Consider the following 22,795-nt stretch of genomic DNA (forward strand, 5'->3'; position numbering starts at 1 on the left):
AGATGAGTAAACGAGAAGCGTTTAATGATACGTTTTTAAAAGCGGCACGGGGAGAAAAAACAAATCACGTCCCTGTCTGGTACATGAGACAGGCGGGGAGGTCTCAGCCGGAATACCGCAAGCTGAAGGAAAAGTACGGCTTAGTCGAAATTACGCATCAGCCCGAGCTGTGCGCGTATGTGACGAGGCTCCCGGTCGAGCAGTACGGAGTGGACGCTGCCATTTTATATAAAGACATTATGACGCCGCTTCCTTATATCGGAGTGGATGTTGAAATAAAAAACGGAATCGGCCCGGTGATCGATCAGCCGGTGCGCTCTGCTGCGGATATTGAAAAGCTCGGCGAACTGAATCCCGAACAGGATGTTCCTTACGTGCTGGAAACGATCCGATTACTCGTAAACGAACAGCTGAATGTTCCGCTCATCGGTTTTTCGGGAGCGCCTTTTACGCTGGCCAGTTATATGATTGAAGGCGGGCCTTCTAAAAATTACAACAAAACAAAAGCGTTTATGCACAGTATGCCGCAAGCGTGGCAAATGCTGATGGACAAGCTCGCGGACATGATTATCGTTTATGCGAAAGCACAGATTAACGCCGGCGCAAAAGCCATTCAGATCTTTGATTCATGGGTCGGCGCGCTGAACCGCGAAGATTACCGGCAGTTTATAAAACCGGTGATGGACAGAATATTCCGGGAGCTTTCAGCAGAGCAAGTTCCGCTGATCATGTTCGGCGTAGGCGCAAGCCATCTGGCCGGGGATTGGCATGACCTTCCTCTTGATGTCGTCGGTCTTGATTGGAGACTCGGCATAGATGACGCCAGAAAACAAGGCATTACAAAAACGGTTCAGGGCAATCTTGATCCGTCGCTTCTTCTTGCGCCTTGGGAAGTCATCGAGAAAAAAGCGAAAGCGATACTTGATCAAGGCATGAAAACGGACGGGTTTATTTTCAATTTAGGGCACGGTGTATTCCCTGATGTCAATCCGGCAACGCTGAAAAAGCTGACGGCGTTTGTACATGAATATTCCGCGGCCAAAAAAACGGAACAATCTTCCTGAGCAGATCGTTGGTTATAAGAAGATTTTCCTGTCAAAATCAAGGTGGACAGACCATCAAAAGAGGTGTGTAACAAAATGAGCAGCAAAAAGAAAATGGGACTTCTTGTCATGGCTTACGGAACGCCTTACAAAGAAGAGGACATAGAACGTTATTATACGCATATCAGACGCGGAAGAAAGCCGGAGCCTCATATGCTTCAAGATTTAAAAGACAGATATGAAGCGATCGGAGGCATTTCTCCGCTTGCAAAAATTACGCAGGAGCAGGCGGAGAAGCTCGCACAGCGTTTAAATGAAATCCAGGATGACGTAACATTCAAAGTGTACATCGGATTAAAACATATTGAACCGTTTATTGAAGACGCGGTGGCGGACATGCATAAAGACGGCATTACAGAAGCTGTCAGCCTTGTGCTCGCCCCTCATTTTTCAACATTCAGCGTCCAGTCATACAACAAACGCGCGAAAGAAGAAGCGGAGAAGCTCGGCGGCTTGACCATCAAGTCTGTTGAAAGCTGGTATGATGAACCGAAATTCGTTGATTATTGGGTCAGCCAGGTGAAGAAAACGTATGAATCAATGCCGAAAGAAGAACGGGATGACGCGATGCTGATCGTCTCAGCGCACAGCCTTCCTGAAAAAATAAAAGAATACGGCGATCCGTATCCTGACCAGCTGGAGGAATCCGCAAAACTGATTGCCGAAGGCGCCGGAATTACCGATTACGCAGTCGGCTGGCAAAGCGAAGGGAATACCCCTGATCCGTGGCTCGGGCCGGATGTGCAGGATCTCACGCGCGATCTGTACCAAAAGCATCCTTATAAAGCATTTGTATACGTGCCCGCAGGCTTCGTTGCCGATCATTTAGAGGTGCTTTACGATAATGATTATGAATGCAAAGCTGTGACCGAAGAAGTCGGCGCAAGCTACTATCGTCCGGCTATGCCGAACGCACAGCCTGAATTTATCGACGCGCTTGCAGCGGTCGTGCTGAAAGAGCTGGACAAGTAGAATTAAACGGTAAAGAAGGCGATAAAAATGAGTGGCGATAAAAAACATCTGGTCATCATCGGCGGCGGCATAACGGGATTAGCCGCCGCCTTCTACATGGAAAAAGAAATCAAAGAAAAACAGCTGCCGCTTGAGGTCACTCTGATTGAAGCGGGCCCGAGAGCGGGCGGCAAAATTCAGACGGCGCATAAAGACGGCTACATCATTGAGCGGGGGCCGGATTCTTTTTTGGAAAGGAAAAAAAGCGCGCCGCAGCTCGTCAAGGATTTGGGGCTTGAGCATCTGCTCGTCAACAATGCGACCGGCCAGTCTTACGTGCTCGTCAACGAGACGCTCCATCCGATGCCGAAGGGCGCTGTGATGGGCATCCCGACCAAAATCGCTCCGTTCATCTCCACCGGTTTATTTTCTGTTCCCGGAAAGGCGCGGGCGGCGCTTGACTTTGTCCTGCCTGCGAGCAAACCGAAGGAAGATCAGTCTCTGGGTGAATTTTTCCGCAGACGCGTCGGTGACGAAGTCGTTGAGAATTTAATAGAACCGCTATTATCAGGGATTTATGCCGGAGATATTGATAAGCTGAGCCTCATGTCCACGTTTCCGCAATTCTATCAGACTGAGCAAAAGCACAGAAGCCTGATTCTCGGTATGAAAAAATCACGTCCGCAGCCTTCGGGACAGCAGCTGACGGCCAAAAAGCAGGGCCAGTTTTTAACGCTGACGACAGGGCTTCAAACGTTGGTGGAGGAGCTGGAAAAGCAGCTTACACTGACAAAAGTGATGAAAGGCACGAAAGTCACCCATATCGGCCGCGAGGAGAAAGGATATTCCGTGACGCTTGATAACGGCAAAGTGCTCTATTCGGAAGGATGCATAGTGACAGCCCCGCATAAAGCCGCGGCGAAAATGCTTTCTGATCTGCCGGCGGTTTCATGTCTTAAAGACATGCATTCTACGTCCGTTGCCAACGTCGCCTTAGGTTTTCCTGAGGGAGCCGTCAAGATGGAGCATGAAGGTACGGGATTCGTTATCTCAAGAAACAGTGACTTCTCCATCACGGCCTGCACATGGACGAATAAAAAATGGCCGCACGCGGCGCCGGAGGGCAAAACGCTTCTCAGGGCGTACGTCGGAAAGGCCGGAGATGAATCCATCGTAGATCTTTCAGATAACGAGATCATTAAAATCGTAATGGAAGATTTGAAAAAAGTAATGAAAATAAATGGCGAACCGGAAATGACCTGTGTGACCCGCTGGAACGAAAGCATGCCGCAATACCATGTCGGCCATAAGGAGCGCATCAAAGAGTTCAGAGATGCGCTGAAAGCTTCCTATCCGGGCGTATACGCGACGGGCGCGTCTTTCGAAGGGGTGGGCATCCCCGACTGTATCGACCAGGGAAAAGCCGCCGTATACGATTCACTGGCTTATTTATTTGAAACGTACCAGCCTCCGTTATCGTAAAACGGAGGTTTTTTTGCATGTTCCCGTTCTGTAAAGGGAACACCAATAAAGAGAGAAAACATTTGAATCTTCTTTGTGACTGTGATAAGTTATCTTATGTACAAAATGACTAAAACGTTCAAACGGTCAATTTAACGAGGTGGGAAACATGTCCGTCGATCGGAAAAAGCTCATTCTGGAAGCGGCAACGAAGTCTTTTACACAATTCGGCTACAAAGCAACGACAATGGATCTGGTGGCAAAGCTTGCAAATGTGGGGAAGGGAACCATCTACACGTTTTTCAAAAACAAAGAAGAACTGTTTGATGATATTTTCACCACTATTTTAAGAGAAATGAAGGAACACGCAGACGAAGCGATGAAACCGGAGCTTTCATTTCACGAAAATGTCCACCGGGCGCTTGTCGCGATTTTGGAATTCAGAAAAACACACCAGCTGACTATTAAAATTTTTCAGGAGAACGCCGAGATTGGTACAATAGCCGTTCAGGATGTCATTGTGAAAATGGAGCGGGCCATTCTGTCATACATTAAAGAAAAGATAGAAACAGCCATTGAAAACGGAAGCATTAAACCGTGTGATCCGGAACTGACCGCTTTTGTGATGCTCAAGCTCTACATCGCACTGATATTTGACTGGGAAAAAAACCATCCGCCTCTTGAAAAAGAGACGATCGCTGAATTGCTGGAAATGTATGTTGGTCAAGGATTATCTAAATAATAGATGATCCTTCACTTTTTAGGTGCCGTGACCGTTTTGTCAAATGAGTCAGTTTGCGGAAGGAGGCAACAGGGTTGAATACAATAAAAAGCCAGTGGAAAGACATTGTAACGAACAAGAAACTGTTAATCCCCATCATTGCCATATTATTCGTTCCGCTGATCTACAGCGGAGTGTTTTTGAAGGCGTACTGGGACCCGTACGGCACGGTGGATCAGCTGCCGGTTGTCGTTGTCAACCAGGATAAAGGGGCGGACTACGAAGGGAAACATCTTCAGATCGGTGACGACCTTGTGAAAGAGTTAAAGAAAAATGATAATTTTGATTGGCATTTTTCAAGCGATCTTGATCAATCGTTAAAGGACTTATTAAATGCTAAATATTATTTATTGGTCGAGATTCCTGAAGATTTTTCTAAAAACGCCAGCACGGTAATGGATAAAAATCCGAAGAAGCTGGATCTGAAATATCATACGAATGCCGGATCAAACTATGTCGGCGCGACAATCGGGGAAAAGGCGATCGACAAACTGAAAGCCTCCGTGTCGAAAGAAGTGACAGAGCAATACGCAAAAGTCATTTTTGATAACTTTAAAGATATTGCCAAAGGGCTCGGCAAAGCCAGCAGCGGAGCCAAGAAAATAGACGACGGCACGAAAAACGCGAAAGACGGCAGCGCCAAGCTGAAGGAAAATTTAGCGAAGCTTACTGAAAGCACCGCCACCATCGGCGATAAAACACAGCAGCTTGCAGACGGCGCGGCGAAAGTGACAAGCGGAATTCAAACGCTTGACAGCTCTATCGCAAAACTTCAGAGCGCAAGCGCCGAAATTCAAGATAAATCAGGACAGATTGCTTCAGGAGGAGGCCAAGTGGCCAGCGGGCTGAAAACAAGCCTTGACGCACAAAAGCAGCTCCAGCAAAAGCTTCCGGATTTAACGAATGGATTAAGCGCGTTAAACAGCAAGGCGCAGGAAGTGTCGCAAAAAGCGGCGGCATTTGAAGATGCGATCAATTCAGTCAACCTGTCAGACATTGAAAACGCGGTTGGGCAGCTCGAACAGACTGAAAAGGACCTGCAGCAGTTTAAGAAGAAGCTTTCTGATCTGAAAAACAGCCTGGATGCCCGGGATGACGCGGTCAAAAAGGTGATTAAGGACAGTGATTTCTTAACGGATGAGCAAAAAGCGAAACTTGTTCAGCTTCTGAATGAGAAGCTTCCGAAGGCTGACCTTCCGGATTTAGACAATATCGTCAGCCAGCTTCCGTCCGGCGGAGATATTCAGCTTCCGGATATGTCAGTCATAAAAAGCGCGCTCAAAGATGTAAAAGCGAAGGCTGATCAGCTGAAAGCACTGCCTCAGTCCACATCGAAACTGTATAACGGCGCAGCGGCGGTACAAGACGCGATTAACCAGCTGACAGCGGGAACTGATAAATTATACAGCGGAGCGCAGACCGTTTTTGAAAGCCAAAACAAACTGACGGCCGGCATCGGCGAATACAACAGCAAGTTCGGACAGCTCAAATCAGGATCAGAAGCGTTAGTGTCAGGGAGCGGCCAAGTGTCAGGCGGCTTAACGAAACTGCTGGACGCGCAAAACAAAATCCATGACGGCTCGTCCAAAATTGAGCAGGGTCAAGCGTCTCTCGGCACCGGTTTAAGCAAGCTTTTAGACGGCACCGGACAATTGTCCAGCCAGCTGAAAGATGCGGCTGATCAAACCGGGGACATTAAGACAGATGACAAAACGTACAGCATGTTTGCCGATCCGGTAAAAACGGACGATAACGCGATTCATTCCGTGCCTAACTACGGTACCGGACTGACGCCTTATATTCTCTCTATGGGCTTGTATGTCGGCGGATTGATGCTGACGGTCGTATTCCCTCTGAGTGAAGCTTCAGGGCGTCCGAGAAACGGTTTTGAATGGTTCCTCAGCAAATTCAGTGTTATTCTTCTTGTCGGACTGATTCAATCCGTTATTGTCGCCACGGTTCTGTTAAAAGGAATCGGGCTTGATGTGGAAAGCACGTGGAGATTCTATCTCTTTACGATGATTACCAGCATCGCGTTCCTGTCCATGATTCAATTATTGGCGACAACGATGGGGAATCCGGGACGCTTTATCGCTGTCATCATTCTGGTGCTCCAGCTCGGGGCAAGCGGAGGAACCTTCCCGCTTGAACTCCTGCCGGGATTCTATCAAGTGATTCACGGGGCACTGCCGATGACTTACAGCATCAACGGGTTCCGCGCCGTCATTTCAAATGGCGATTACGGCTATATGTGGCAGCAGGCATCCATTCTGTTGGGCATCGCCGTTGTCATGATCGCGCTGACCATCGTGTATTTTACGGTGCAAAGCAAAAAAGAACACAAAACGGAAGAAGAAATAACAGCATAAGAAAAAGAGGCTCTGAGCAGATGCTCAGGGCCTCTTTTTTTTAGATTTCGATCGTCGTACTTTTAAAATCCCCATCTCACCAACAGTCCGGTATACGTCAATCCTCCGCCGAACCCGAATAATACCAGCGTCTGGCCTTCCGACAGTTTTTTTGCTTTCACAGCTTCATCCAATGCGAGAATAATAGAAACCGATGAAGTGTTGCCGTAATATTCAATGCTTGTCAACGTCCGTTCAAGCGGGAAGGGCAGTTTTTCGCAGATGGATTCGATCATCCGCATGTTGGCGCTGTGAGGAACGAACCAATCCAGATCGTCTTTTGAAAAGCCGGCTTTTTCTAAAAGGGCATTGCATTCCTCAGGCACGGTTCTGGCCGCCCATTTATATACTTCGCGCCCGTTTTGCACCATGTTTCCTCCGCCTTTAAGCGGCTCGCCGTTTAATTCTGTGCTCAGTCCCGTGCGATACAGCACGTCCGCGCTTCCTCCCGCTGTTCCTTGCACGGCTGCCAAAAAGCCCGGCGCTGATTCATCGCGTTCCACCAATAGGGCGCCAGCAGCGTCTCCGAAAAGAACGCAGGTCGTCCGGTCAGTATAATCCGTTACCTTTGATAATGTTTCACCGGCAATGACAATCACTTTTTGATGGGAACCGGCGGTAATTAATGCGTCTGCGAGCTGAAGGCCGTAAGTGAGTCCGGCGCATGTGGCGTTAATATCAAGCGCCCCAGTGTGCGGCCAGCCGAAGTAAGCCTGCACGCGTGCCGCGGTGCTTGGAAACGCATAGTCCGCCGTCGTTGTGGCGACAAGGATCATATCGACATCATCAAGAGTTCCGCTGTATCGTTCTGCAAGGTTTTTCACCGCTTCCACACACAAATCCGATGTGAATTCATGTTCGCCGGCAATGCGTCTTTCCTTCATACCGGTGCGCTGGACGATCCATTCATCAGATGTATCGACGATGCGCTCCAAATCCGCGTTTGTTAATCGGCGTGCCGGAGCATATGTACCGATTGCTGTAATTTTAGATTTTGACATGAAAAATCACTCCTTTATATCAGATTATAACACCTGATATTATTACTTGGTACTAATTTTAATAAAAAAACCCAAGCAGCATCCGCTGTTTGGGGAGCATGAGATATCTATTTGTAAAACGGGCTTGTGTGAACGATTACCAATGACGGCAGCAGCGGCGGCATGAATGATGATGCTTCTTTTTATCTTTCTTCTTTTTTTCTTTCTTCTTTTTACAAGGGTCTTCTTTTTTCTTTTTACAGTGATCTTTTTCTTTTTTACAGCCCCAGAAGGCTGCACCAGACCAATCATCCTCAAACCAATCCTCAAACCAATCATTATGAAACCTTTTCCGCTTGTGCGGTTTACGGCTGATCATACATTTCCCTCCTATGCTCATGCTCCCTTCATTCTATGAAAAAAGAGAAGGAAAAGATTGGACGGGTTATGGATCAAAAGAGTATATTTTAAGAAGAATAAAATGGATAGGAGGAATGACCTGTGGCAAATATGAAACATACGATGGAACTGATTAAAGAATTGGTGTCGATTCCGAGTCCGACGGGCAATACATACGAGGTTATCGCCTATACAGAAAGTCTTTTAAAAGAATGGGGCGTCTCCTCTTACAGAAACCGCAAAGGCGGTCTTTTTGTCACAATTCCCGGCCGTGATGACAAGAAACACAGATTGCTGACGGCGCATGTCGATACGCTCGGCGCGATGGTAAAGGAGATAAAGGCGGACGGACGGCTGAAGATTGACTTGATCGGCGGCTTCCGCTATCACTCGATTGAAGGGGAATATTGCGAGATCCAAACTTCTTCCGGCAAAACCTATACAGGCACCATCTTAATGCATCAGACTTCAGTGCACGTCTACAAGGACGCCGGCAAGGCAGAGCGGAATCAGGAGAATATGGAAGTCCGTCTTGATGAGCCTGTCCGGACGAAGGAAGAGACGTCCGATCTCGGCATCAGGGTCGGCGATTTCATCTCATTTGACCCGCGCGTGCAGATTACGCCGAGCGGCTTTATTAAGTCCCGGCATCTTGATGACAAAGCGAGCGTGGCTCTGCTCTTGAATTTAATCCGCCGCATCACGGAAGAGAAAATCGAACTTCCGTATACGACGCATTTTCTGATTTCTAATAATGAAGAAATCGGCTACGGAGGCAATTCCAACATTCCTCCTGAGACCGTCGAATACTTGGCTGTTGATATGGGGGCGATCGGCGACGGCCAGTCTACGGATGAATATACCGTCTCCATTTGCGTGAAGGATGCGAGCGGCCCGTACCATTATCAGCTCAGAAAACATCTGGCCGGGCTTGCGGAGCGCTATGGCATTGATTATCAGCTTGATATTTATCCGTATTACGGTTCTGATGCCTCAGCAGCCATCCGTTCGGGCCATGACATCGTCCATGGGCTGATCGGCCCGGGAATTGACGCTTCACACGCTTTTGAACGCACGCATGAATTATCGCTTCTTAATACGGCGAAGCTTTTGCACCGGTACGTTTTATCGCCGATGGCATAAAAAACCCTGCGCGGAAATCATTCCGTGCAGGGTTTTCATTTTAACCTGAGATGGTTGTGTTTTGTTCTGTTTTGGCGAGGCTCATGACCTTCGCGCCTTTAACGGGATCATACTGGCCTTCCCATTTTGACATCACAACGGATGCCAGCGCGTTTCCGGTCAGATTGACGACCGTACGGGCCATGTCCATAATCCGGTCAACACCGGCGATGAATGCAAGGCCTTCTGCAGGAACGCCGATTGTGCCGAGTGTCGCAAGCAGGACGACGAAAGAAGTCCCGGGCACGGCAGCCATTCCTTTGGAAGTGACCATCAAGACAAGCACAAGGGTAATCTGCTGCCAAATGGTCAAGTCAATGTGGTATACCTGAGCGAGGAATAAAGCGGCGATTGATTGGTACAGCACAGATCCGTCTAAGTTAAAGGTATATCCGATCGGCACAACAAAGGAAACAATACCTTTCGGACAGCCGATTTTCTCCATCTTCTCCATGATGCGGGGGAGTACGGTTTCGGAGCTTGACGTACTGAACGCCAATAAAATTTCATCCTTCATATAGGCGAGGAATTTGAAAATGTTTAAACCGGCAAGCTTTCCGACGATTCCGAATACAACAATGAGAAAGAAAGCCAAAGCTACATATACTAAACCGACCAGTTTACCGAGTGAAAGCAGGGAACTGAGCCCAAATTTGGAAACGGTAACACCGATCAACGCAAAAACACCAAACGGCGCAACTTTCATGACGAGGTTCACAACATGGAACATCGCATGAGAAACACCTTCAAAGAAGGCCAAGACGGGCTTTCCTTTTTCACCGATTGCCGAGATGCCGAGTGCAAACAGCACCGTAAAGCAGATGATGGCAAGCAGATCTCCTTCGGCTAATGATTGGAAGAAGTTTGTCGGTACGATATGCAGGAATGTGTCCGCAACGGATTTACCGCTTTGTTCTTTTTCTGTTTCAACATATTGACTGATATCTGTCTTTTGAGCTTCATGTATATTAACGCCTGCTCCCGGCTGAAACAGATTCGCCAAAGCCAGCCCGAGAATAATGGCAAAAGTGGTAATGATCTCAAAATACAAAATCGTTCTGAAGCCTAATTTTCCGACTTGTTTTCCGCTTCCCGCGCCGGCAACGCCGATGATTAAGCTGGAGACGACAATTGGAATCACTATCATTTTGATTAAGCGTAAAAACAAATCGCCGATAGGCTGTAAATATGTTGGAATGGCGGGATTGCCGTACCAGATGACACCGACTACAACCCCTAGTATGAGTCCGACGAAAATTTGCGTCGCTAGTCCAAAGCGTAATTTTTTCATAGATTACCTCCCGAAGAAAAAAGTGCAATAAGTATCTAAAAAGATAGCTATTAGAACAAATTATAATAGAAAAGAAAACAATCCGTCTATAGAAAAATATAGATTGAATATACTGAATCTTTTAAAACGTACAGATAATTGCTAATAATGGTGAATAACTCCCTATTCAGAAAGTATGATGACGGCCGAAAAAAACGGGCGCCGCACAACTTAGAATTGTGCGGCGCCCTATTGTCACATATCCTTAATTTTCAAGCAGTCATTGCAAAGATTAATGTGACACTCATACTGCTCAACAATCTCATTTCCGCATTCTTCGCATTTCTTACCGGGTAAATTTCTGAAAAAATCCGACATCTTTTCCAACATACCCATCCCTCTTTCATTGTTTTGTCTCTACATTGTATTATAACAGTTTAAGAAAATCAACGGCTGTTTTGGCACAATGTTTAAAACATGCAATTTGTACGAAAAATAGGTATATTGGAGGAAAGGATCTTTTTATCATAAACATTCGGAGGATTATATGAAAGTTACAGTTATTGGATGCTGCGGCGGGTTTCCGGCCGCAAACGAAGCAACTTCAGGCTATCTGTTTCAGTCCGGCGGCTATTCTCTGCTCGTCGATTGCGGAAGCGCCGTATTATCAAAGCTGTTTGCCTATGTTCCGGCAGAAGAGCTTGATGCCGTCATTTTGTCCCATTATCACCATGATCATATCGCTGATATCGGGCCGCTTCAATTTGCCAAACAGGTCGGCTCCTTTCTCGGAAAAGGGACGCATGCACTGCCGATTTACGGGCATGATGCTGATATAGAACAGTTTGAGCGTCTTACATATAAAACCCATACAAAAGGAGTGGCCTATCAGCCGGACCGCCCGCTTTCTGCGGGGCCGTTCACCATTACCTTCCTGAAAACGGTGCATCCGGTCACTTGTTATGCGATGCGGATTACTGACGGTTCAGCTTCTGTTGTGTATACGGCTGATTCAAGCTACCAGGACGCGTTTATCCCGTTTGCGGAAAATGCCGATCTGCTGATCTGCGAGTGCAATTTTTACGCAGACCAGGACGGCACGTCAGCCGGCCATATGAACAGTTTGGAAGCCGGACGGATCGCGAAGGAGGCCGGAGCGGGGGAGCTGATTCTCACGCATCTGCCTCATTTCGGCGAGCACCGGAAGCTGAAAGAAGAAGCGGAATCCGAGTTCGGGGGCGAAGTGACAATCGCCGCTTCCGGATTGAAGTGGGAGAAATAAAGGAGGAGCACCATGTTATTTATCGACAACCAAAACATAACCGACCCGAGGATCAACCTCGCGATCGAGGAATATTGCGTGAAGCATCTCGACCCTGAACAGACATACCTGCTGTTTTATGTCAATCAGCCGTCGATTATCATTGGGAAGAACCAAAACACAATAGAAGAAATCAATACGAAATACGTAGAAGATAACGGAATCATCGTCGTCCGCAGGCTGTCAGGAGGCGGCGCGGTTTACCATGACCTCGGGAATCTGAATTTCAGTTTTATCACTAAGGATGACGGCGACAGCTTTCACAATTTTAAAAAATTCACCGAACCCGTTATTCAGGCGCTGCGCCAGCTCGGTGTGGAAGCTGAATTAAGCGGCCGAAATGACATCGTCGCGGACGGCAGAAAAATTTCCGGCAACGCTCAATTTTCGACGAAAGGGCGTATTTTCAGCCACGGAACATTAATGCTGGATTCCGCCATTGATCATGTTGTGTCAGCCTTGAAAGTGAAAAAAGACAAAATCGAATCAAAAGGCATTAAGTCGATCAGAAGCCGTGTCGCCAACATCAGCGAGTTTCTTGATGACAAAATGACGGCGGATGAATTCAAAAAGCACCTGCTTCACCATATTTTTAATACAAATGATCTTTCCGAAGTGCCGGAATATAAACTTACCGATGAAGACTGGAAAGCGATCCGGAAGATTTCCGAAGAGCGCTATCAAAACTGGGACTGGAATTTCGGAAGGTCGCCCGCATTTAATCTTCAGCATTCGAAACGTTATCCGGTCGGATCGATTGATCTGCGTCTTGAAGTGAAAAAAGGAATCATTCAGGACTGCAAAATTTTCGGTGATTTCTTCGGTGCGAAAGATGTGAGTGAAGTCGAACAGGCGTTGACCGGAAAACAGTATGACCGAACCGCTATCAAGGAGGCGCTGGCCGGAATCGATCTGAAACAGTATTTCGGCAAAATAGAGCTGGAAGATTTCCTCGAGCTGATTTATTAGAACATTTGCCGAACGCATGATTTGAATCAGCGCCCGTTTTTGTGAAATGATAGAACCATAATGAATGGGGAGGGATCATGATGAAAGTATTTCTCATCGGAGCAAACGGACAGATCGGACAGCGGCTGACCGGGCTGTTTCAAAAAGACGGCACGCATACGCTGCGGGCGATGGTCCGGAAACAAGAGCAGAAAGAAGCGCTTCAAGCCGCGGGAACAGAAGCCGTTCTTGCAGATTTGGAAGGAAGCCCGGAAGACATCGCGAAAGCCGCTGAAGGCTGTGACGCGATTGTGTTTACCGCCGGATCAGGAGGAAGCACCGGATACGATAAGACGCTTTTGATTGATCTTGACGGAGCCGCGAAAGCGATAGAAGCGGCAAAGATAGCCGGCATCAAGCGGTTCATTATGGTAAGCGCCCTTCAGGCTCATAACCGCGGCAATTGGAATGAAGCGCTGAAGCCGTATTACGCCGCAAAGCATTATGCGGATAAAATTCTTGAAGCGAGCGGTCTGACGTATACGATTATCCGGCCGGGCGGGTTATTAAATGATCCCGGCACGGGAAATATCAAAGCCGCAGCCGATTTAGAAAGAGGCTCCATTTCAAGAGACGATGTCGCCAAGACCGTTATCGCATCCCTTGATGAACCGAATACGTATGAAAAAGCATTCGATCTGACAGCGGGCAGCACGCCGGTCAGTGAAGCGCTGAAACAATTATAGTTTCCGGTTTTACGGCACTCGGGGCTTTTTGCCCTTGAGTGTTTTTCTATATTTTTCTATAATAAAAGTGAACGTTTATTCCGGATAAATGAATGACTATTCATTCATTACAATTTTTAAAGGGGTGGGAAAATGAATCTGGTTTCCAAATTGGAAGAAACGGCATCGCAGAAACCGGAAAAACCAGCTTGTCTGTTTCAAGATCAGTACATGACGTATGAGGAGCTGGCAGGTAAAATCAAAGCATTTGCAAACGGCTTGGAGGACAGGGGACTGAAAAAAGGGGATCATCTCGCGCTGCTGCTCGGAAATACGCCTGATTTTGTTATTGCGTTTTTCGGCGCGTTAAAAGCGGGAATTGTCGTCATACCTGTTAATCCGGCATATACACCTTCAGAAATCGCATACATGCTGAAAAACGGCGATGTCAAAGCGATCGCCGGCATCGACCTTTTAATTCCCGTATTTGAAAGCCTGCACGGCTCGCTGCCGCTGCTGGAGCATATCATTATCAGCCAGACAGCAGAGAACGCTCCATCGACAGAAGACCCTCAATTGCGCTTAAAAATGACAACGTTTGCAAAAATGCTCTGCCCGGCGGAGCGCAGCAGAACTTATCCGATATTGTCCAAAGATGATACTGCCGTCATTTTATACACCTCAGGGACGACCGGAAAACCGAAAGGCGCCATGCTCACCCATCAGAATCTTTTCTCCAATGCAAATGATGTCGCCGGATACTTAGGAATGAATGAGAAAGACAAAATTGTGGCGGCATTGCCGATGTTTCACGTTTTTTGTTTAACCGTTTGTATGAATGCGCCTCTGATGAGCGGAGCGTGTGTCTTAATCGAGCCGCAATTCAGCCCGGCTTCTGTGTTTAAACTGATTAAAAGCCGTCAGGCAACCATTTTTGCCGGCGTTCCGACGATGTATAACTATCTGTATCAATACGAGCACGGCAAGGCGGAGGATTTTGCGTCCGTCAGACTGTGCATTTCAGGCGGGGCCTCTATGCCGGTCGCTCTGTTGCAGACGTTTGAACAAACCTTTGACGTCACCATTCTGGAGGGGTACGGACTTTCTGAAGCGTCTCCGGTTACTTGTTTTAATCCGTTTGACCGGGGGAGAAAGCCCGGCTCGATCGGGACGAATATTTTACATGTCGAAAATAAAGTCGTCGATACGCTCGGACGCGAATTGCCCGACCATCAAGTGGGAGAATTGATCGTGAAAGGGCCGAATGTGATGAAAGGCTATTACAAGATGCCCGAGGAGACGGAGCACGCGCTGAAAGACGGCTGGCTGTACACGGGTGATTTGGCGAAGCGCGATGAAGACGGTTATTTTTATATCGTCGACAGAAAAAAAGATATGATTCTCGTCGGCGGATACAACGTCTATCCGCGCGAAGTAGAAGAAGTGCTCTACAGCCATGAGGGCATTAAAGAAGCCGTGGTCATCGGCGTTCCTGACGCCAAAACGGGGGAAGCGGTGCATGCTTATATAGTGCCGGGGGACGGTGAGCTGACAGAGCAGGCGGTTTTTGATTACTGTGAAACACATTTGGCAAAATATAAACGGCCGGCGGAAGTGGTTTTTCTTGATGAGATTCCGAAGAACGCGACCGGGAAGCTGCTGAGGCGGGCGGTCCGGGACATGCTTCCGAAATGACGGACGAAAAGCGAAGCCGGGGGCTTCGCTTTTACATGCTGATCCGGTCAGCTCTGCGATTCTTCCTTAATGATGCTTTGCACAAGCTTCGTATCATGCCGGGTCAGTTTGTAATACGTGTTTTTATACTTGTACAGCATATAATTGCCGCCTTCGAGCCACATGCTGAATGAATCGAAACGGTCTTCATGGTATTTGACCGTTCCGTCGTAATCGGGAGATACGCTTTTGGTCAGTTTGACTTGTTTTCCTTGGTTCAAGATATCGAGCATATCTTTTACATTCTGCCTGTCTTTAATTTTGATCTCTTTTTTTCCGTGCTCAGACAGAATAATCAGATCTGCGTTGCTTGATGGAAACACATCGCCGGTCCGGCTGTATACATAGAAGAAAGCAATAACCAAAAGGGCGATTACTACAATAAACGCGATTATTTTTTTCATATTCATCACTCCGTCTTTTAGTCTTTCCCGCTTCCTGTTGTTCCATTCTTTTCTGTTGTGAAAAGATTAACATCCGTTTCGGAGGCTTGGTTCTATTTATTTGCATTTATGCTTACAATAGGAGTAAGTCATAAGGCTAAGGAGGGAGACTTCCATGCGCAAATGGATAGCGGCAGCGGGACTTGCCTATGTGCTGTACGGCCTTTTTTTCTATTGGTATTTCTTTATGACAGGCGACTCCGCCGTCCCGGAGGCCGTAAAGGGAACGAAAGCCGATCCGTCCTCGTTTATGGACCCGGGCCGCCTGGAAGCCGCTGAAAACTTTTCAAATGTAAAGGATTTTTTATTTTTCATCGGTGCGCCGTTAGATTGGTTTTTATTTTTTCTGCTGCTCATTACGGGGCTTGCCAAAAAAATAAAGCATTGGCTGGAAGCAGCGGTGCGCTTTCGGGTGCTGCAAATCGGAAGCTTCGTATTTGTGATTTCACTCATCGTTACGGCGGCTTCGCTTCCGCTTGAATGGATCGGATATCGGGTTTCGCTTGCGTATCATATTTCGACGCAGACGACAGCAAGCTGGATAAGAGACCATGTCATTGATTTCTGGATCAGTTTTCCGCTGTTTGCCGTGTGTGTGCTTGTGTTTTACTGGCTGATCACGAAGCATACAAAAAAATGGTGGTTTTACGCTTGGTGTCTTACTGTGCCGTTTACCCTGTTTTTGTTTTTTCTGCAGCCGGTCGTGATTGATCCTTTATACAATGATTTCTATCCGCTGAAAGACAAGGAGCTGGAAAGCAAAATCTTGTCGCTTGCCGACAAGGCTGATATTCCGGCCAGCCATGTTTATGAAGTAAATATGTCGGAGAAAACGAATGCGCTGAATGCGTATGTGACGGGAATCGGTTCGAATAAGCGGATCGTTTTGTGGGATACGACGCTTAACAAACTGAAGGATCGGGAAATTTTGTTCATTATGGGGCATGAGATGGGGCACTATGTGATGAAGCACGTGTACATCGGACTGGCCGGGTATCTCCTGCTGTCATTAGCCGGGTTCTATATCATTGACAAGCTTTATAAGCGGCTGTCCAAATTCTTCGGCCGAATGCTTCATATAAAGGGGCCTGAAGATCTGGCCGCCCTCCCGCTGTTATTGCTGCTCATATCCGTTCTCAGTTTTGCTTCTGATCCGATTACGAATGCCGTCTCCCGGTATCAGGAAAACGCCGCCGACCGTTACGGCATTGAGCTGACCGGAAACCGGGAAGCGGCGATTGAGACGTTTCAGGACTTGGCCGATACGGGACTGAGCCGGGTCAACCCGCCGTTTCTCGTCAAAATTTTCAGAGGGAGCCACCCGTCGATCATGGAGCGGATTGAACATGCGGAGGAAGAAAAATAATAAAAAAACCGGCGGGGCCATGCCCGACGCCGGTTTTTTTATGTTTTACTGAGCTGCCGCCTGTACGTTGATCAGCCCTTTTCCGTAGTAGAAAGCATCACCAAGTTTTGTAGTGGTGTTTTCTAAACTGCTGCGGACTTGAGTGTTTGTCCAGTTCGGGTGCTTAGAAAGAATCAAAGCAGCCGCTCCGGCAACGTGCGGAGATGCCATTGACGTACCATTGTACGCGCCGTATTTGTTTCCAGGAAGCGTGCTTTGGATAGAGACGCCTGGTGCCATGACATCAAGCTCAGAACCTACGCTTGAGAAAGATGCTCTTTGGTTGCTGCTGTTAACAGCGCCTACCGCAATGACAGAAGGGTATTTACCAGGGTAGCCCACTGTGCTTGAGCCGCCGGAAGTGCCTTCGTTACCGGCTGCCGCTACGACTACGACGCCGGAAGCAACGGCTTTGTCAACTGCTGCTTTTAACGCTGCAGAACCAGAAGGTCCGCCGAGGCTCATGTTAATAACGTCCATATTGTTTGCGATCGCCCACTCAATTCCGTTAATGATCCAGCTGTACTGGCCGGAACCGTCAGCGCCGAGAACTTTTACAGCGTAAAGAGATGCGCTTGGCGCAACGCCTAATACACCGACTGAGTTATTAAGAGCCGCAACTGTACCGGCAACGTGAGTTCCGTGAGAGTTGTAGTCTTGGAAAGGATTTGTTTCAGAAGGAACCATGCTGGCTCCGCCTGCTACTTTTAAATCAGGATGAGAAGAATCGATACCGCTGTCGATAACCGCTACTTTCACATTTGATCCGGTGAAGCCTTGAGAGTGCAGAGCAGGGGCTTTAATTTGTGATACGCCGTAAGGCACGGACTGCGCGTACGCTTTTGCAACGTGATCTTCTTCAACGTAAGCGACGCTTGGGTCTTTTTTCAGCTCTTTTACAGCTTTTTCATTTAATGTAGCTGAAGCTGCGTCTACATATTTGAATTGCTTTTGCACTTTCCCGCCTTTTTCAGAAATGACATCTTTTTTCTTAGCGGCGCTCATCGTGCTCATTGTCTGTTTAAATCCGACAATGTATTTCTTTTCCCCGTTTGATTTCCCTGCCGCCTGGGCAGGAGACGTGCTGCCGAACGCCATCGTAAAGATTAACGCTAAAGCAAACAGCAAACTGATCCATACCTTTTTGCCTCTCACTCTTTATCCTCTCCTTTTTTTCATTTGCAGAACAACCAATAGACAGATTATTCTGTGGATTAATTGTATAGCATGGAATAATATTTTAGTAGACCCAATTTTTTTCAATTTGTTTTATTTCTATTTAGGTATATCATCTCTCTTTCGTTTAATAGGAACCCGAAATATTTAAATTTTAATGGAAAAAACCGATGGAAGGACATGAGTATTTGTACACAGCCGCAATCGCTCTCTTGTTTGCTGGGTCGAACGGTTTGATTCCATTTTTGGAAGCTGCGGCAAAAACAGGATAAATGTCACCTTTTGTTGAATGCAGAAGTCTGATGGAAACGAAAGCGGAATGAAATAAAGCGGCCGGCATGAATCAGTCTTCGGCTTTCTTGACGGAGAAAAGCTGTGAAACCATTTTATAAAAATAATGATAATGAATATCATTGATACTTATATTGTCAATGATATAATTGCGGAAAAACGAAAGAGGGGGAACAGATGAAACAAATTTTCAGTATGCTGATGATCTTATCCGTTCTCTTCATAACGGCATGCTCAGAACAGGAACATGAAACCGCCGTCAGGCACGATCTGGGGACGGCGCATGTGGCTGCGCACCCGCATCGCATCGCCGTATTGAATGAAGGCTTTATTGATACCCTCCATGATCTCGGCATAAAGCCGGCGGCCGCGGCGGATAACCGGACAGAGCGAAAAGACGGCAGTCCGTCTGTCGGACCACCGTCACACCCTGATTTGAAAAAGATCACTTCGTTAAAGCCCGATCTCATCATTGCAGACTCAAGCCTTCACAGGGGGATATACCGAAAACTGACAAAGATCGCTCCGACAATCGCTTTAAAAAATGAAGCTGCGGATTATCAGGATGCGGTTGATGCTGCCCTTACTATTGAAAAGGCGGTCGGTAAAGATGGCATCATAGAGAAACAATTGTCGGCTCAGGAAGAAAAGCTGAATGACATCAAAAGAAAGCTGGATGCAGAAGGCGGCACGATTTTATTAATTGACGCTGCAAATGACAGCATTTCCGTAAAGGATGATCAGTTTTTTACGTCCCGGCTTTTGACGCTCGCAGGGTTTACCTATGCGGTCCAGACGGATTCCGGTGGGAAATCAGACTCTATCAAAATGACGCCCGGGCAGCTTTTGCATATCGATCCTGATTACATCGTGCTGTTGGACGGTGAGAAAGAACTCGAAAAAAATCACTTCTGGAAACAGCTGACAGCTGTAAAAAACGGACACGTTTACCGCGCGGACAGGGCGGTATGGACGGAGCGCCGGAGCATTGACGGTGCGGACGCCATATTACATGATCTTCAGAAAAAAATGCTCGCCAAAAAGGCCCAAAACTGAATTCGGGCCTTTTTGTTATGATTCTGATAGGTGGCTGCTTACATTGTAATCTTTGACGCGCCATTTATTTTCAATTCGTTCGATATTGCTCAGGCACGCATTGACAAGCTTAGCGTTTTGGATGCCGGTATCACCGTCTGAAATGGCGGACAAGAGGGCATGAATGGCTGCGCCGTGAGCGACGATCAGAACTTTTTGCTCAGGAAACCGCTCCTGAACTTTCACTAAACCGGCAAGCATTCTGTCTGTCAGCTCTTCTGCTGTCTCCATGTTCGGGTAGTTTTTATCCGGGTAGCGCTTCGACCGTTCCGGTAAAGACATTCCTTCCGCATCACCGTAGCTCCGTTCTCTGAAATCTTCCATGACGACAATGGGAAGATTCAAAAATCCGTTAATAATGTCAGCTGTTTTTCTGGCCCGTTTCATCGGGCTTGAGACGATGACATCCCATTCGGACCCCTTTAAGTACTCTCCTGTTTCTTTCGCCTGACGCTCTCCCGTCGCATTTAACGGAATATCCGATTTGCCTTGAAGCTTCTTTTGGGCATTCCAATCAGTCTCTCCATGTCTTACTAAACAAACGGCAGTCATAAAGTCTCCACTCCGATCATTTTTTATCGATATCATCTATTATACTGCCGTTACGTTAACACTTCAAAGAGAAGCGCCAGTCCGACTCCGCCTCCGCTGCCGATCGCTGCTGCTGCGTAGCGGGCATCCGGGCGTCTTTTTGCTTCATAAAAAAGCCGGGTGACAAGCGCCGCCCCGGAAGCCCCGTACGGATGCCCGACGGCCAGAGCGCCGCCCCGGACATTTATTTTAGAATACGGCACTCGAAGCTGCTGTGAAAAAACGCATATTTTGACGGCAAACGCCTCGTTGATTTCGTATATATCAATATCATCCGGTGACAGGTCCCGTTCCTTCAAAAGTTTTTTGACGGCATACACCGGAGCTGCTGACGGATAATGCGGATGGACGCCGCTTACCGCGCTTCCGATAAAACGCAATCCCGGCTTTAAACCGAGAGACCGCGCTTTTTGTTCTTCCATCACACAAACTGCCGCCGCCCCGTCAGAAATTCCGCAGCTGTTGGCGGCGGTGACAGAGCCTCCGGACTGAAAGACGGGCTTGGCACGGGAGATGAGAGGCTCCATGTTCCGCTTTTTCAGCATGTTTTCGTCAGCGGCGAATCCGTGACAGGGAAGAATTTCCGGGCGGTACAAGCCGTCTTCGTGCGCTTTGACGCTCCGTTCATAGCTGAGAAGGGCATATTCGTCCTGCATCTTTCTCGTTACGCCGTAAGCCTGTGCCGTATACTCTGCTGCTATGCCCATATCAGGATCGCCGATGTGTTCAGGAGAAAAGCGCGCCCGGGATGAGAAAGGGGAACGGCTGCTGCTCTCCGCTCCTCCCGCGATGTATGTGCTCCCCGCGCCGGCTTTAACAAAGTGGCACGCGACCCTCACGGCGTCCAATCCGGAGCCGCACTGCCTGTCGATGGTCGTACCGGACACGCTCAAAGGAAGCCCGGCGGCCAAGGCTGACAGCCGGGCGAGATTCCCGCCGCGGCCCGTCGCGTTTCCGATCAGGACTTCATCAATGTCTTCGGGCATGTTCCGGCTCAAATGGCGGATCAGCGGAGCTGCCAAATCTTCTGGGAGACAGTCTTTTAACAGGCCGTTTTCCCGGGCGAAAATCGTCCGTTTCGCATCCGTAATTACAGCTTCCATTCCATCATGTCCTTTGCCTGCTTTTGTACGGCGGCACGGGCGATCTTTCCGCCGGCTGTTTCCGGTATTTCTGAAAACAGCCATTTTTTCGGGATTTTATATGCCGCCAGCTGCTCGCGGCACTGTTTCTTCAGTTCCTTTACATTTGCATCTCCGTCGATCACCGCAACGGCGATGCTGCCCCAATAATCATCAGGAATGCCGATGACGGCCGCTTTTCTGACGCCCGGACAGCGGTTGAGCACACGTTCTATCTCTTCAGGGAATACATTCAGGCCGCCTGATACGATCATCCCGTTTTCACGTCCTTCGATATAAAGATAGCCTTCACGATCAATATATCCCATGTCATCAACCGTCATCCAGCCGGAATCATCAGGTTTTGCGCCATTGATGTATCCGGAAAATTTCATCGGGCTGTTCACAAAAATCTTCCCCGTTTCGCCCGGCATGCAGCGTTCTCCGCCGGGCCGGCGGATTTCGATTGTAACATTTTCAAACGGGCGGCCCGCCGCGTCAGGCTTTCGGGCGCTGTCTTCAGGCGATAAGAACGCCACGAAACTCAGCTCGGACGTTCCGTAAAAATCGTACAACCGCAGATGGGGATAGCGCTCTGACAACGCTTGTTTAGACGAAGCGGGCCAGTCTGCACCGGAAGAAATCACCTTGAGCGGTGTATCCGGAAACGCCTCTAGTGAGAGCAGGGCGTCCGTCATTGTCGGAACGGTATATAGAACGTCAGCTTGTCTGAGCCGGTCTTTCATTCCGGCCGGGTTGAATTTTCTTTGAAGGATGACGGTTCCGCCGATAAACAAAGTGCTGACGGCGCCGTATAAAAAGTGTGACGAGCGAAGCGTGCCCGGTACCAGCACTTTGTCATCAGGGGAAATGCCGAATTCACGTTTCGTACAAGAAAAGCTCTCCAGCCACGAACGGTGAGAGCGGGTGAAGGCTTTCGGCTTACCGGTCGATGCCGAGGTGAATCCGGTATAAAAGGGCAGGCCGGCGTTTTTGATAAAAGCGCCTTCCGTTTTTTCCGCCTCGATCAAAGGCCTGCATTCATCCCACAGGATGACAGGCGTTTTGACGCCGTCCAGTCTGCCGCTCAGCCGGCGGTCACAGATGACGAGGCCGGTTTTGCTGATGTTCAGCTGGTCCGCGAGTTCCGCCGCTGCCGAGCGGGGATCTAACGGAACCGCCGTGCAGCCGGCATGCGCCGCCCCTGCGAAAAGTTGTAAAAAAGGGATGCCGTTCGGCAGTAATATTGCAATGTTTTCCGGCTTACCTGAAAGGCTGCCAAGCCAGTTTGCGGTTTGGTTAACTAGCCTGTTCCAAGTTTGATAGGTGATCTGTTCTGTTTCTGTCTGAATTGCGATCTGTTCCGGCGCTTGTCCGGCTGTATCTGAATATGATGATGTAATCATGATG

At 48.2% G+C, this 22,795-nt stretch carries 21 protein-coding genes; 12 read left to right on the plus strand and 9 right to left on the minus strand.

Going from position 1 to position 22,795, the window contains the following annotated elements; translation table 11 throughout:
* Positions 1-2 precede the first annotated feature (2 nt).
* The 5 genes from hemE to BR62_RS0112915 all read left to right on the plus strand — a co-directional run bounded on the left by hemE (position 3) and on the right by BR62_RS0112915 (position 6,665).
* On the plus strand, positions 3-1,064 hold the full coding sequence (hemE, locus tag BR62_RS0112895) for a uroporphyrinogen decarboxylase (RefSeq protein ID WP_029325967.1): 1,062 nt from the start codon (positions 3-5) through the stop codon (positions 1,062-1,064).
* Positions 1,065-1,139: 75 nt separating this feature from the next.
* Positions 1,140-2,075 (plus strand): ferrochelatase, encoded by a 936-nt coding sequence (gene hemH / locus BR62_RS0112900; protein ID WP_007409212.1) that lies wholly within the window; start codon positions 1,140-1,142, stop codon positions 2,073-2,075.
* 27 nt (positions 2,076-2,102) lie between these two features.
* A complete protein-coding gene (hemY, locus tag BR62_RS0112905; RefSeq protein ID WP_007409211.1) occupies positions 2,103-3,536 on the plus strand; it encodes a protoporphyrinogen oxidase in 1,434 nt (477 codons plus the stop codon).
* Positions 3,537-3,684: 148 nt separating this feature from the next.
* Positions 3,685-4,257, plus strand: a complete 573-nt coding sequence (locus tag BR62_RS0112910; protein WP_007610428.1) for a TetR/AcrR family transcriptional regulator — start codon at positions 3,685-3,687, stop codon at positions 4,255-4,257.
* 74 nt (positions 4,258-4,331) lie between these two features.
* Entirely contained in the window at positions 4,332-6,665 is a 2,334-nt protein-coding gene (locus tag BR62_RS0112915; RefSeq protein ID WP_007409209.1) for a YhgE/Pip domain-containing protein, read from the plus strand.
* A gap of 62 nt (positions 6,666-6,727) precedes the next feature.
* Here BR62_RS0112915 and fabHB read toward each other — a convergent pair whose 3' ends face one another.
* Complete coding sequence (gene fabHB, locus BR62_RS0112920) at positions 6,728-7,705, minus strand: beta-ketoacyl-ACP synthase III FabHB (RefSeq protein ID WP_032871117.1); 978 nt, start codon at positions 7,703-7,705, stop codon at positions 6,728-6,730.
* A 136-nt stretch (positions 7,706-7,841) separates the two neighbouring features.
* Positions 7,842-8,063 carry a hypothetical protein gene (locus BR62_RS20005; protein WP_007409207.1) on the minus strand — a complete coding sequence of 74 codons (222 nt, stop codon included), beginning with the start codon at positions 8,061-8,063 and terminating at the stop codon, positions 7,842-7,844.
* Between the two features lie 131 nt (positions 8,064-8,194).
* On the opposite strand from BR62_RS20005, the gene BR62_RS0112930 reads away from it, so the two are divergent.
* Positions 8,195-9,226, plus strand: coding sequence for a M42 family metallopeptidase (locus tag BR62_RS0112930; RefSeq protein WP_007409206.1), 1,032 nt, complete (start codon positions 8,195-8,197; stop codon positions 9,224-9,226).
* 40 nt (positions 9,227-9,266) lie between these two features.
* Here BR62_RS0112930 and BR62_RS0112935 read toward each other — a convergent pair whose 3' ends face one another.
* Together BR62_RS0112935 and yhfH are read right to left on the minus strand one after the other, a co-directional pair.
* Positions 9,267-10,556 (minus strand): cation:dicarboxylate symporter family transporter, encoded by a 1,290-nt coding sequence (locus BR62_RS0112935; protein WP_007610442.1) that lies wholly within the window; start codon positions 10,554-10,556, stop codon positions 9,267-9,269.
* A gap of 234 nt (positions 10,557-10,790) precedes the next feature.
* On the minus strand, positions 10,791-10,931 hold the full coding sequence (yhfH, locus tag BR62_RS19280) for a protein YhfH (protein ID WP_012117221.1): 141 nt from the start codon (positions 10,929-10,931) through the stop codon (positions 10,791-10,793).
* A gap of 151 nt (positions 10,932-11,082) precedes the next feature.
* Here yhfH and BR62_RS0112940 point away from each other — a divergent pair, with 151 nt between their 5' ends.
* The 4 genes from BR62_RS0112940 to BR62_RS0112955 all read left to right on the plus strand — a co-directional run bounded on the left by BR62_RS0112940 (position 11,083) and on the right by BR62_RS0112955 (position 15,224).
* Positions 11,083-11,817 (plus strand): MBL fold metallo-hydrolase, encoded by a 735-nt coding sequence (locus tag BR62_RS0112940; RefSeq protein ID WP_032871118.1) that lies wholly within the window; start codon positions 11,083-11,085, stop codon positions 11,815-11,817.
* Positions 11,818-11,829: 12 nt separating this feature from the next.
* The gene (gene lplJ / locus BR62_RS0112945; protein ID WP_007409204.1) at positions 11,830-12,825 is read left to right on the plus strand and encodes a lipoate--protein ligase; all 996 of its coding nucleotides are present in this window, start codon (positions 11,830-11,832) and stop codon (positions 12,823-12,825) included.
* Positions 12,826-12,905: 80 nt separating this feature from the next.
* Complete coding sequence (locus BR62_RS0112950; RefSeq protein WP_032871119.1) at positions 12,906-13,550, plus strand: SDR family oxidoreductase; 645 nt, start codon at positions 12,906-12,908, stop codon at positions 13,548-13,550.
* Between the two features lie 132 nt (positions 13,551-13,682).
* Positions 13,683-15,224: a fatty acid--CoA ligase family protein gene (locus BR62_RS0112955; RefSeq protein ID WP_012117224.1), complete on the plus strand. Its 1,542-nt coding sequence runs from the start codon at positions 13,683-13,685 to the stop codon at positions 15,222-15,224.
* A 47-nt stretch (positions 15,225-15,271) separates the two neighbouring features.
* On the opposite strand, the gene BR62_RS0112960 is transcribed toward BR62_RS0112955, so the two are convergent.
* Positions 15,272-15,667 (minus strand): YhfM domain-containing protein, encoded by a 396-nt coding sequence (locus BR62_RS0112960; protein WP_012117225.1) that lies wholly within the window; start codon positions 15,665-15,667, stop codon positions 15,272-15,274.
* A 154-nt stretch (positions 15,668-15,821) separates the two neighbouring features.
* On the opposite strand from BR62_RS0112960, the gene BR62_RS0112965 reads away from it, so the two are divergent.
* Positions 15,822-17,072, plus strand: a complete 1,251-nt coding sequence (locus BR62_RS0112965) for a M48 family metallopeptidase (RefSeq protein ID WP_012117226.1) — start codon at positions 15,822-15,824, stop codon at positions 17,070-17,072.
* Between the two features lie 45 nt (positions 17,073-17,117).
* Here BR62_RS0112965 and BR62_RS0112970 read toward each other — a convergent pair whose 3' ends face one another.
* Positions 17,118-18,266, minus strand: a complete 1,149-nt coding sequence (locus BR62_RS0112970) for a S8 family peptidase (RefSeq protein ID WP_007409199.1) — start codon at positions 18,264-18,266, stop codon at positions 17,118-17,120.
* A gap of 489 nt (positions 18,267-18,755) precedes the next feature.
* Here BR62_RS0112970 and BR62_RS0112980 point away from each other — a divergent pair, with 489 nt between their 5' ends.
* Positions 18,756-19,634 carry an ABC transporter substrate-binding protein gene (locus BR62_RS0112980; RefSeq protein ID WP_007409197.1) on the plus strand — a complete coding sequence of 293 codons (879 nt, stop codon included), beginning with the start codon at positions 18,756-18,758 and terminating at the stop codon, positions 19,632-19,634.
* A 15-nt stretch (positions 19,635-19,649) separates the two neighbouring features.
* On the opposite strand, the gene BR62_RS0112985 is transcribed toward BR62_RS0112980, so the two are convergent.
* The 3 genes from BR62_RS0112985 to BR62_RS0112995 are packed head-to-tail and all read right to left on the minus strand — an operon-like array spanning position 19,650 to position 22,791.
* Complete coding sequence (locus BR62_RS0112985) at positions 19,650-20,225, minus strand: histidine phosphatase family protein (protein ID WP_007409196.1); 576 nt, start codon at positions 20,223-20,225, stop codon at positions 19,650-19,652.
* 50 nt (positions 20,226-20,275) lie between these two features.
* Positions 20,276-21,367: an acetyl-CoA C-acyltransferase gene (locus BR62_RS0112990; protein ID WP_032871120.1), complete on the minus strand. Its 1,092-nt coding sequence runs from the start codon at positions 21,365-21,367 to the stop codon at positions 20,276-20,278.
* Positions 21,355-22,791: an acyl-CoA synthetase gene (locus tag BR62_RS0112995; RefSeq protein WP_032871122.1), complete on the minus strand. Its 1,437-nt coding sequence runs from the start codon at positions 22,789-22,791 to the stop codon at positions 21,355-21,357. The genes BR62_RS0112990 and BR62_RS0112995 overlap by 13 nt, the downstream gene beginning before the upstream one ends.
* Between the last annotated feature and the right edge of the window lie 4 nt (positions 22,792-22,795).

Source organism: Bacillus sp. UNC69MF (assembly GCF_000746035.1).
GTDB classification, from domain to species: Bacteria; Bacillota; Bacilli; order Bacillales; family Bacillaceae; genus Bacillus; species Bacillus velezensis.

Bases quoted from the DNA above. Each gene is read 5' to 3' on its own strand.
- BR62_RS0112965 (WP_012117226.1), top strand. From the start codon at position 15,822: ATGCGCAAATGGATAGCGGCAGCGGGACTTGCCTATGTGCTGTACGGC.
- hemY (WP_007409211.1), top strand. From the start codon at position 2,103: ATGAGTGGCGATAAAAAACATCTGGTCATCATCGGCGGCGGCATAACG.
- BR62_RS0112985 (WP_007409196.1), bottom strand. From the start codon at position 20,225: ATGACTGCCGTTTGTTTAGTAAGACATGGAGAGACTGATTGGAATGCC.
- BR62_RS20005 (WP_007409207.1), bottom strand. From the start codon at position 8,063: ATGATCAGCCGTAAACCGCACAAGCGGAAAAGGTTTCATAATGATTGG.
- yhfH (WP_012117221.1), bottom strand. From the start codon at position 10,931: ATGGGTATGTTGGAAAAGATGTCGGATTTTTTCAGAAATTTACCCGGT.
- hemH (WP_007409212.1), top strand. From the start codon at position 1,140: ATGAGCAGCAAAAAGAAAATGGGACTTCTTGTCATGGCTTACGGAACG.
- BR62_RS0112990 (WP_032871120.1), bottom strand. From the start codon at position 21,367: ATGGAAGCTGTAATTACGGATGCGAAACGGACGATTTTCGCCCGGGAA.
- BR62_RS0112955 (WP_012117224.1), top strand. From the start codon at position 13,683: ATGAATCTGGTTTCCAAATTGGAAGAAACGGCATCGCAGAAACCGGAA.
- hemE (WP_029325967.1), top strand. From the start codon at position 3: ATGAGTAAACGAGAAGCGTTTAATGATACGTTTTTAAAAGCGGCACGG.
- BR62_RS0112950 (WP_032871119.1), top strand. From the start codon at position 12,906: ATGAAAGTATTTCTCATCGGAGCAAACGGACAGATCGGACAGCGGCTG.
- BR62_RS0112910 (WP_007610428.1), top strand. From the start codon at position 3,685: ATGTCCGTCGATCGGAAAAAGCTCATTCTGGAAGCGGCAACGAAGTCT.
- BR62_RS0112930 (WP_007409206.1), top strand. From the start codon at position 8,195: ATGAAACATACGATGGAACTGATTAAAGAATTGGTGTCGATTCCGAGT.
- BR62_RS0112935 (WP_007610442.1), bottom strand. From the start codon at position 10,556: ATGAAAAAATTACGCTTTGGACTAGCGACGCAAATTTTCGTCGGACTC.
- BR62_RS0112980 (WP_007409197.1), top strand. From the start codon at position 18,756: ATGAAACAAATTTTCAGTATGCTGATGATCTTATCCGTTCTCTTCATA.
- BR62_RS0112960 (WP_012117225.1), bottom strand. From the start codon at position 15,667: ATGAAAAAAATAATCGCGTTTATTGTAGTAATCGCCCTTTTGGTTATT.
- lplJ (WP_007409204.1), top strand. From the start codon at position 11,830: ATGTTATTTATCGACAACCAAAACATAACCGACCCGAGGATCAACCTC.
- fabHB (WP_032871117.1), bottom strand. From the start codon at position 7,705: ATGTCAAAATCTAAAATTACAGCAATCGGTACATATGCTCCGGCACGC.
- BR62_RS0112995 (WP_032871122.1), bottom strand. From the start codon at position 22,791: ATGATTACATCATCATATTCAGATACAGCCGGACAAGCGCCGGAACAG.
- BR62_RS0112940 (WP_032871118.1), top strand. From the start codon at position 11,083: ATGAAAGTTACAGTTATTGGATGCTGCGGCGGGTTTCCGGCCGCAAAC.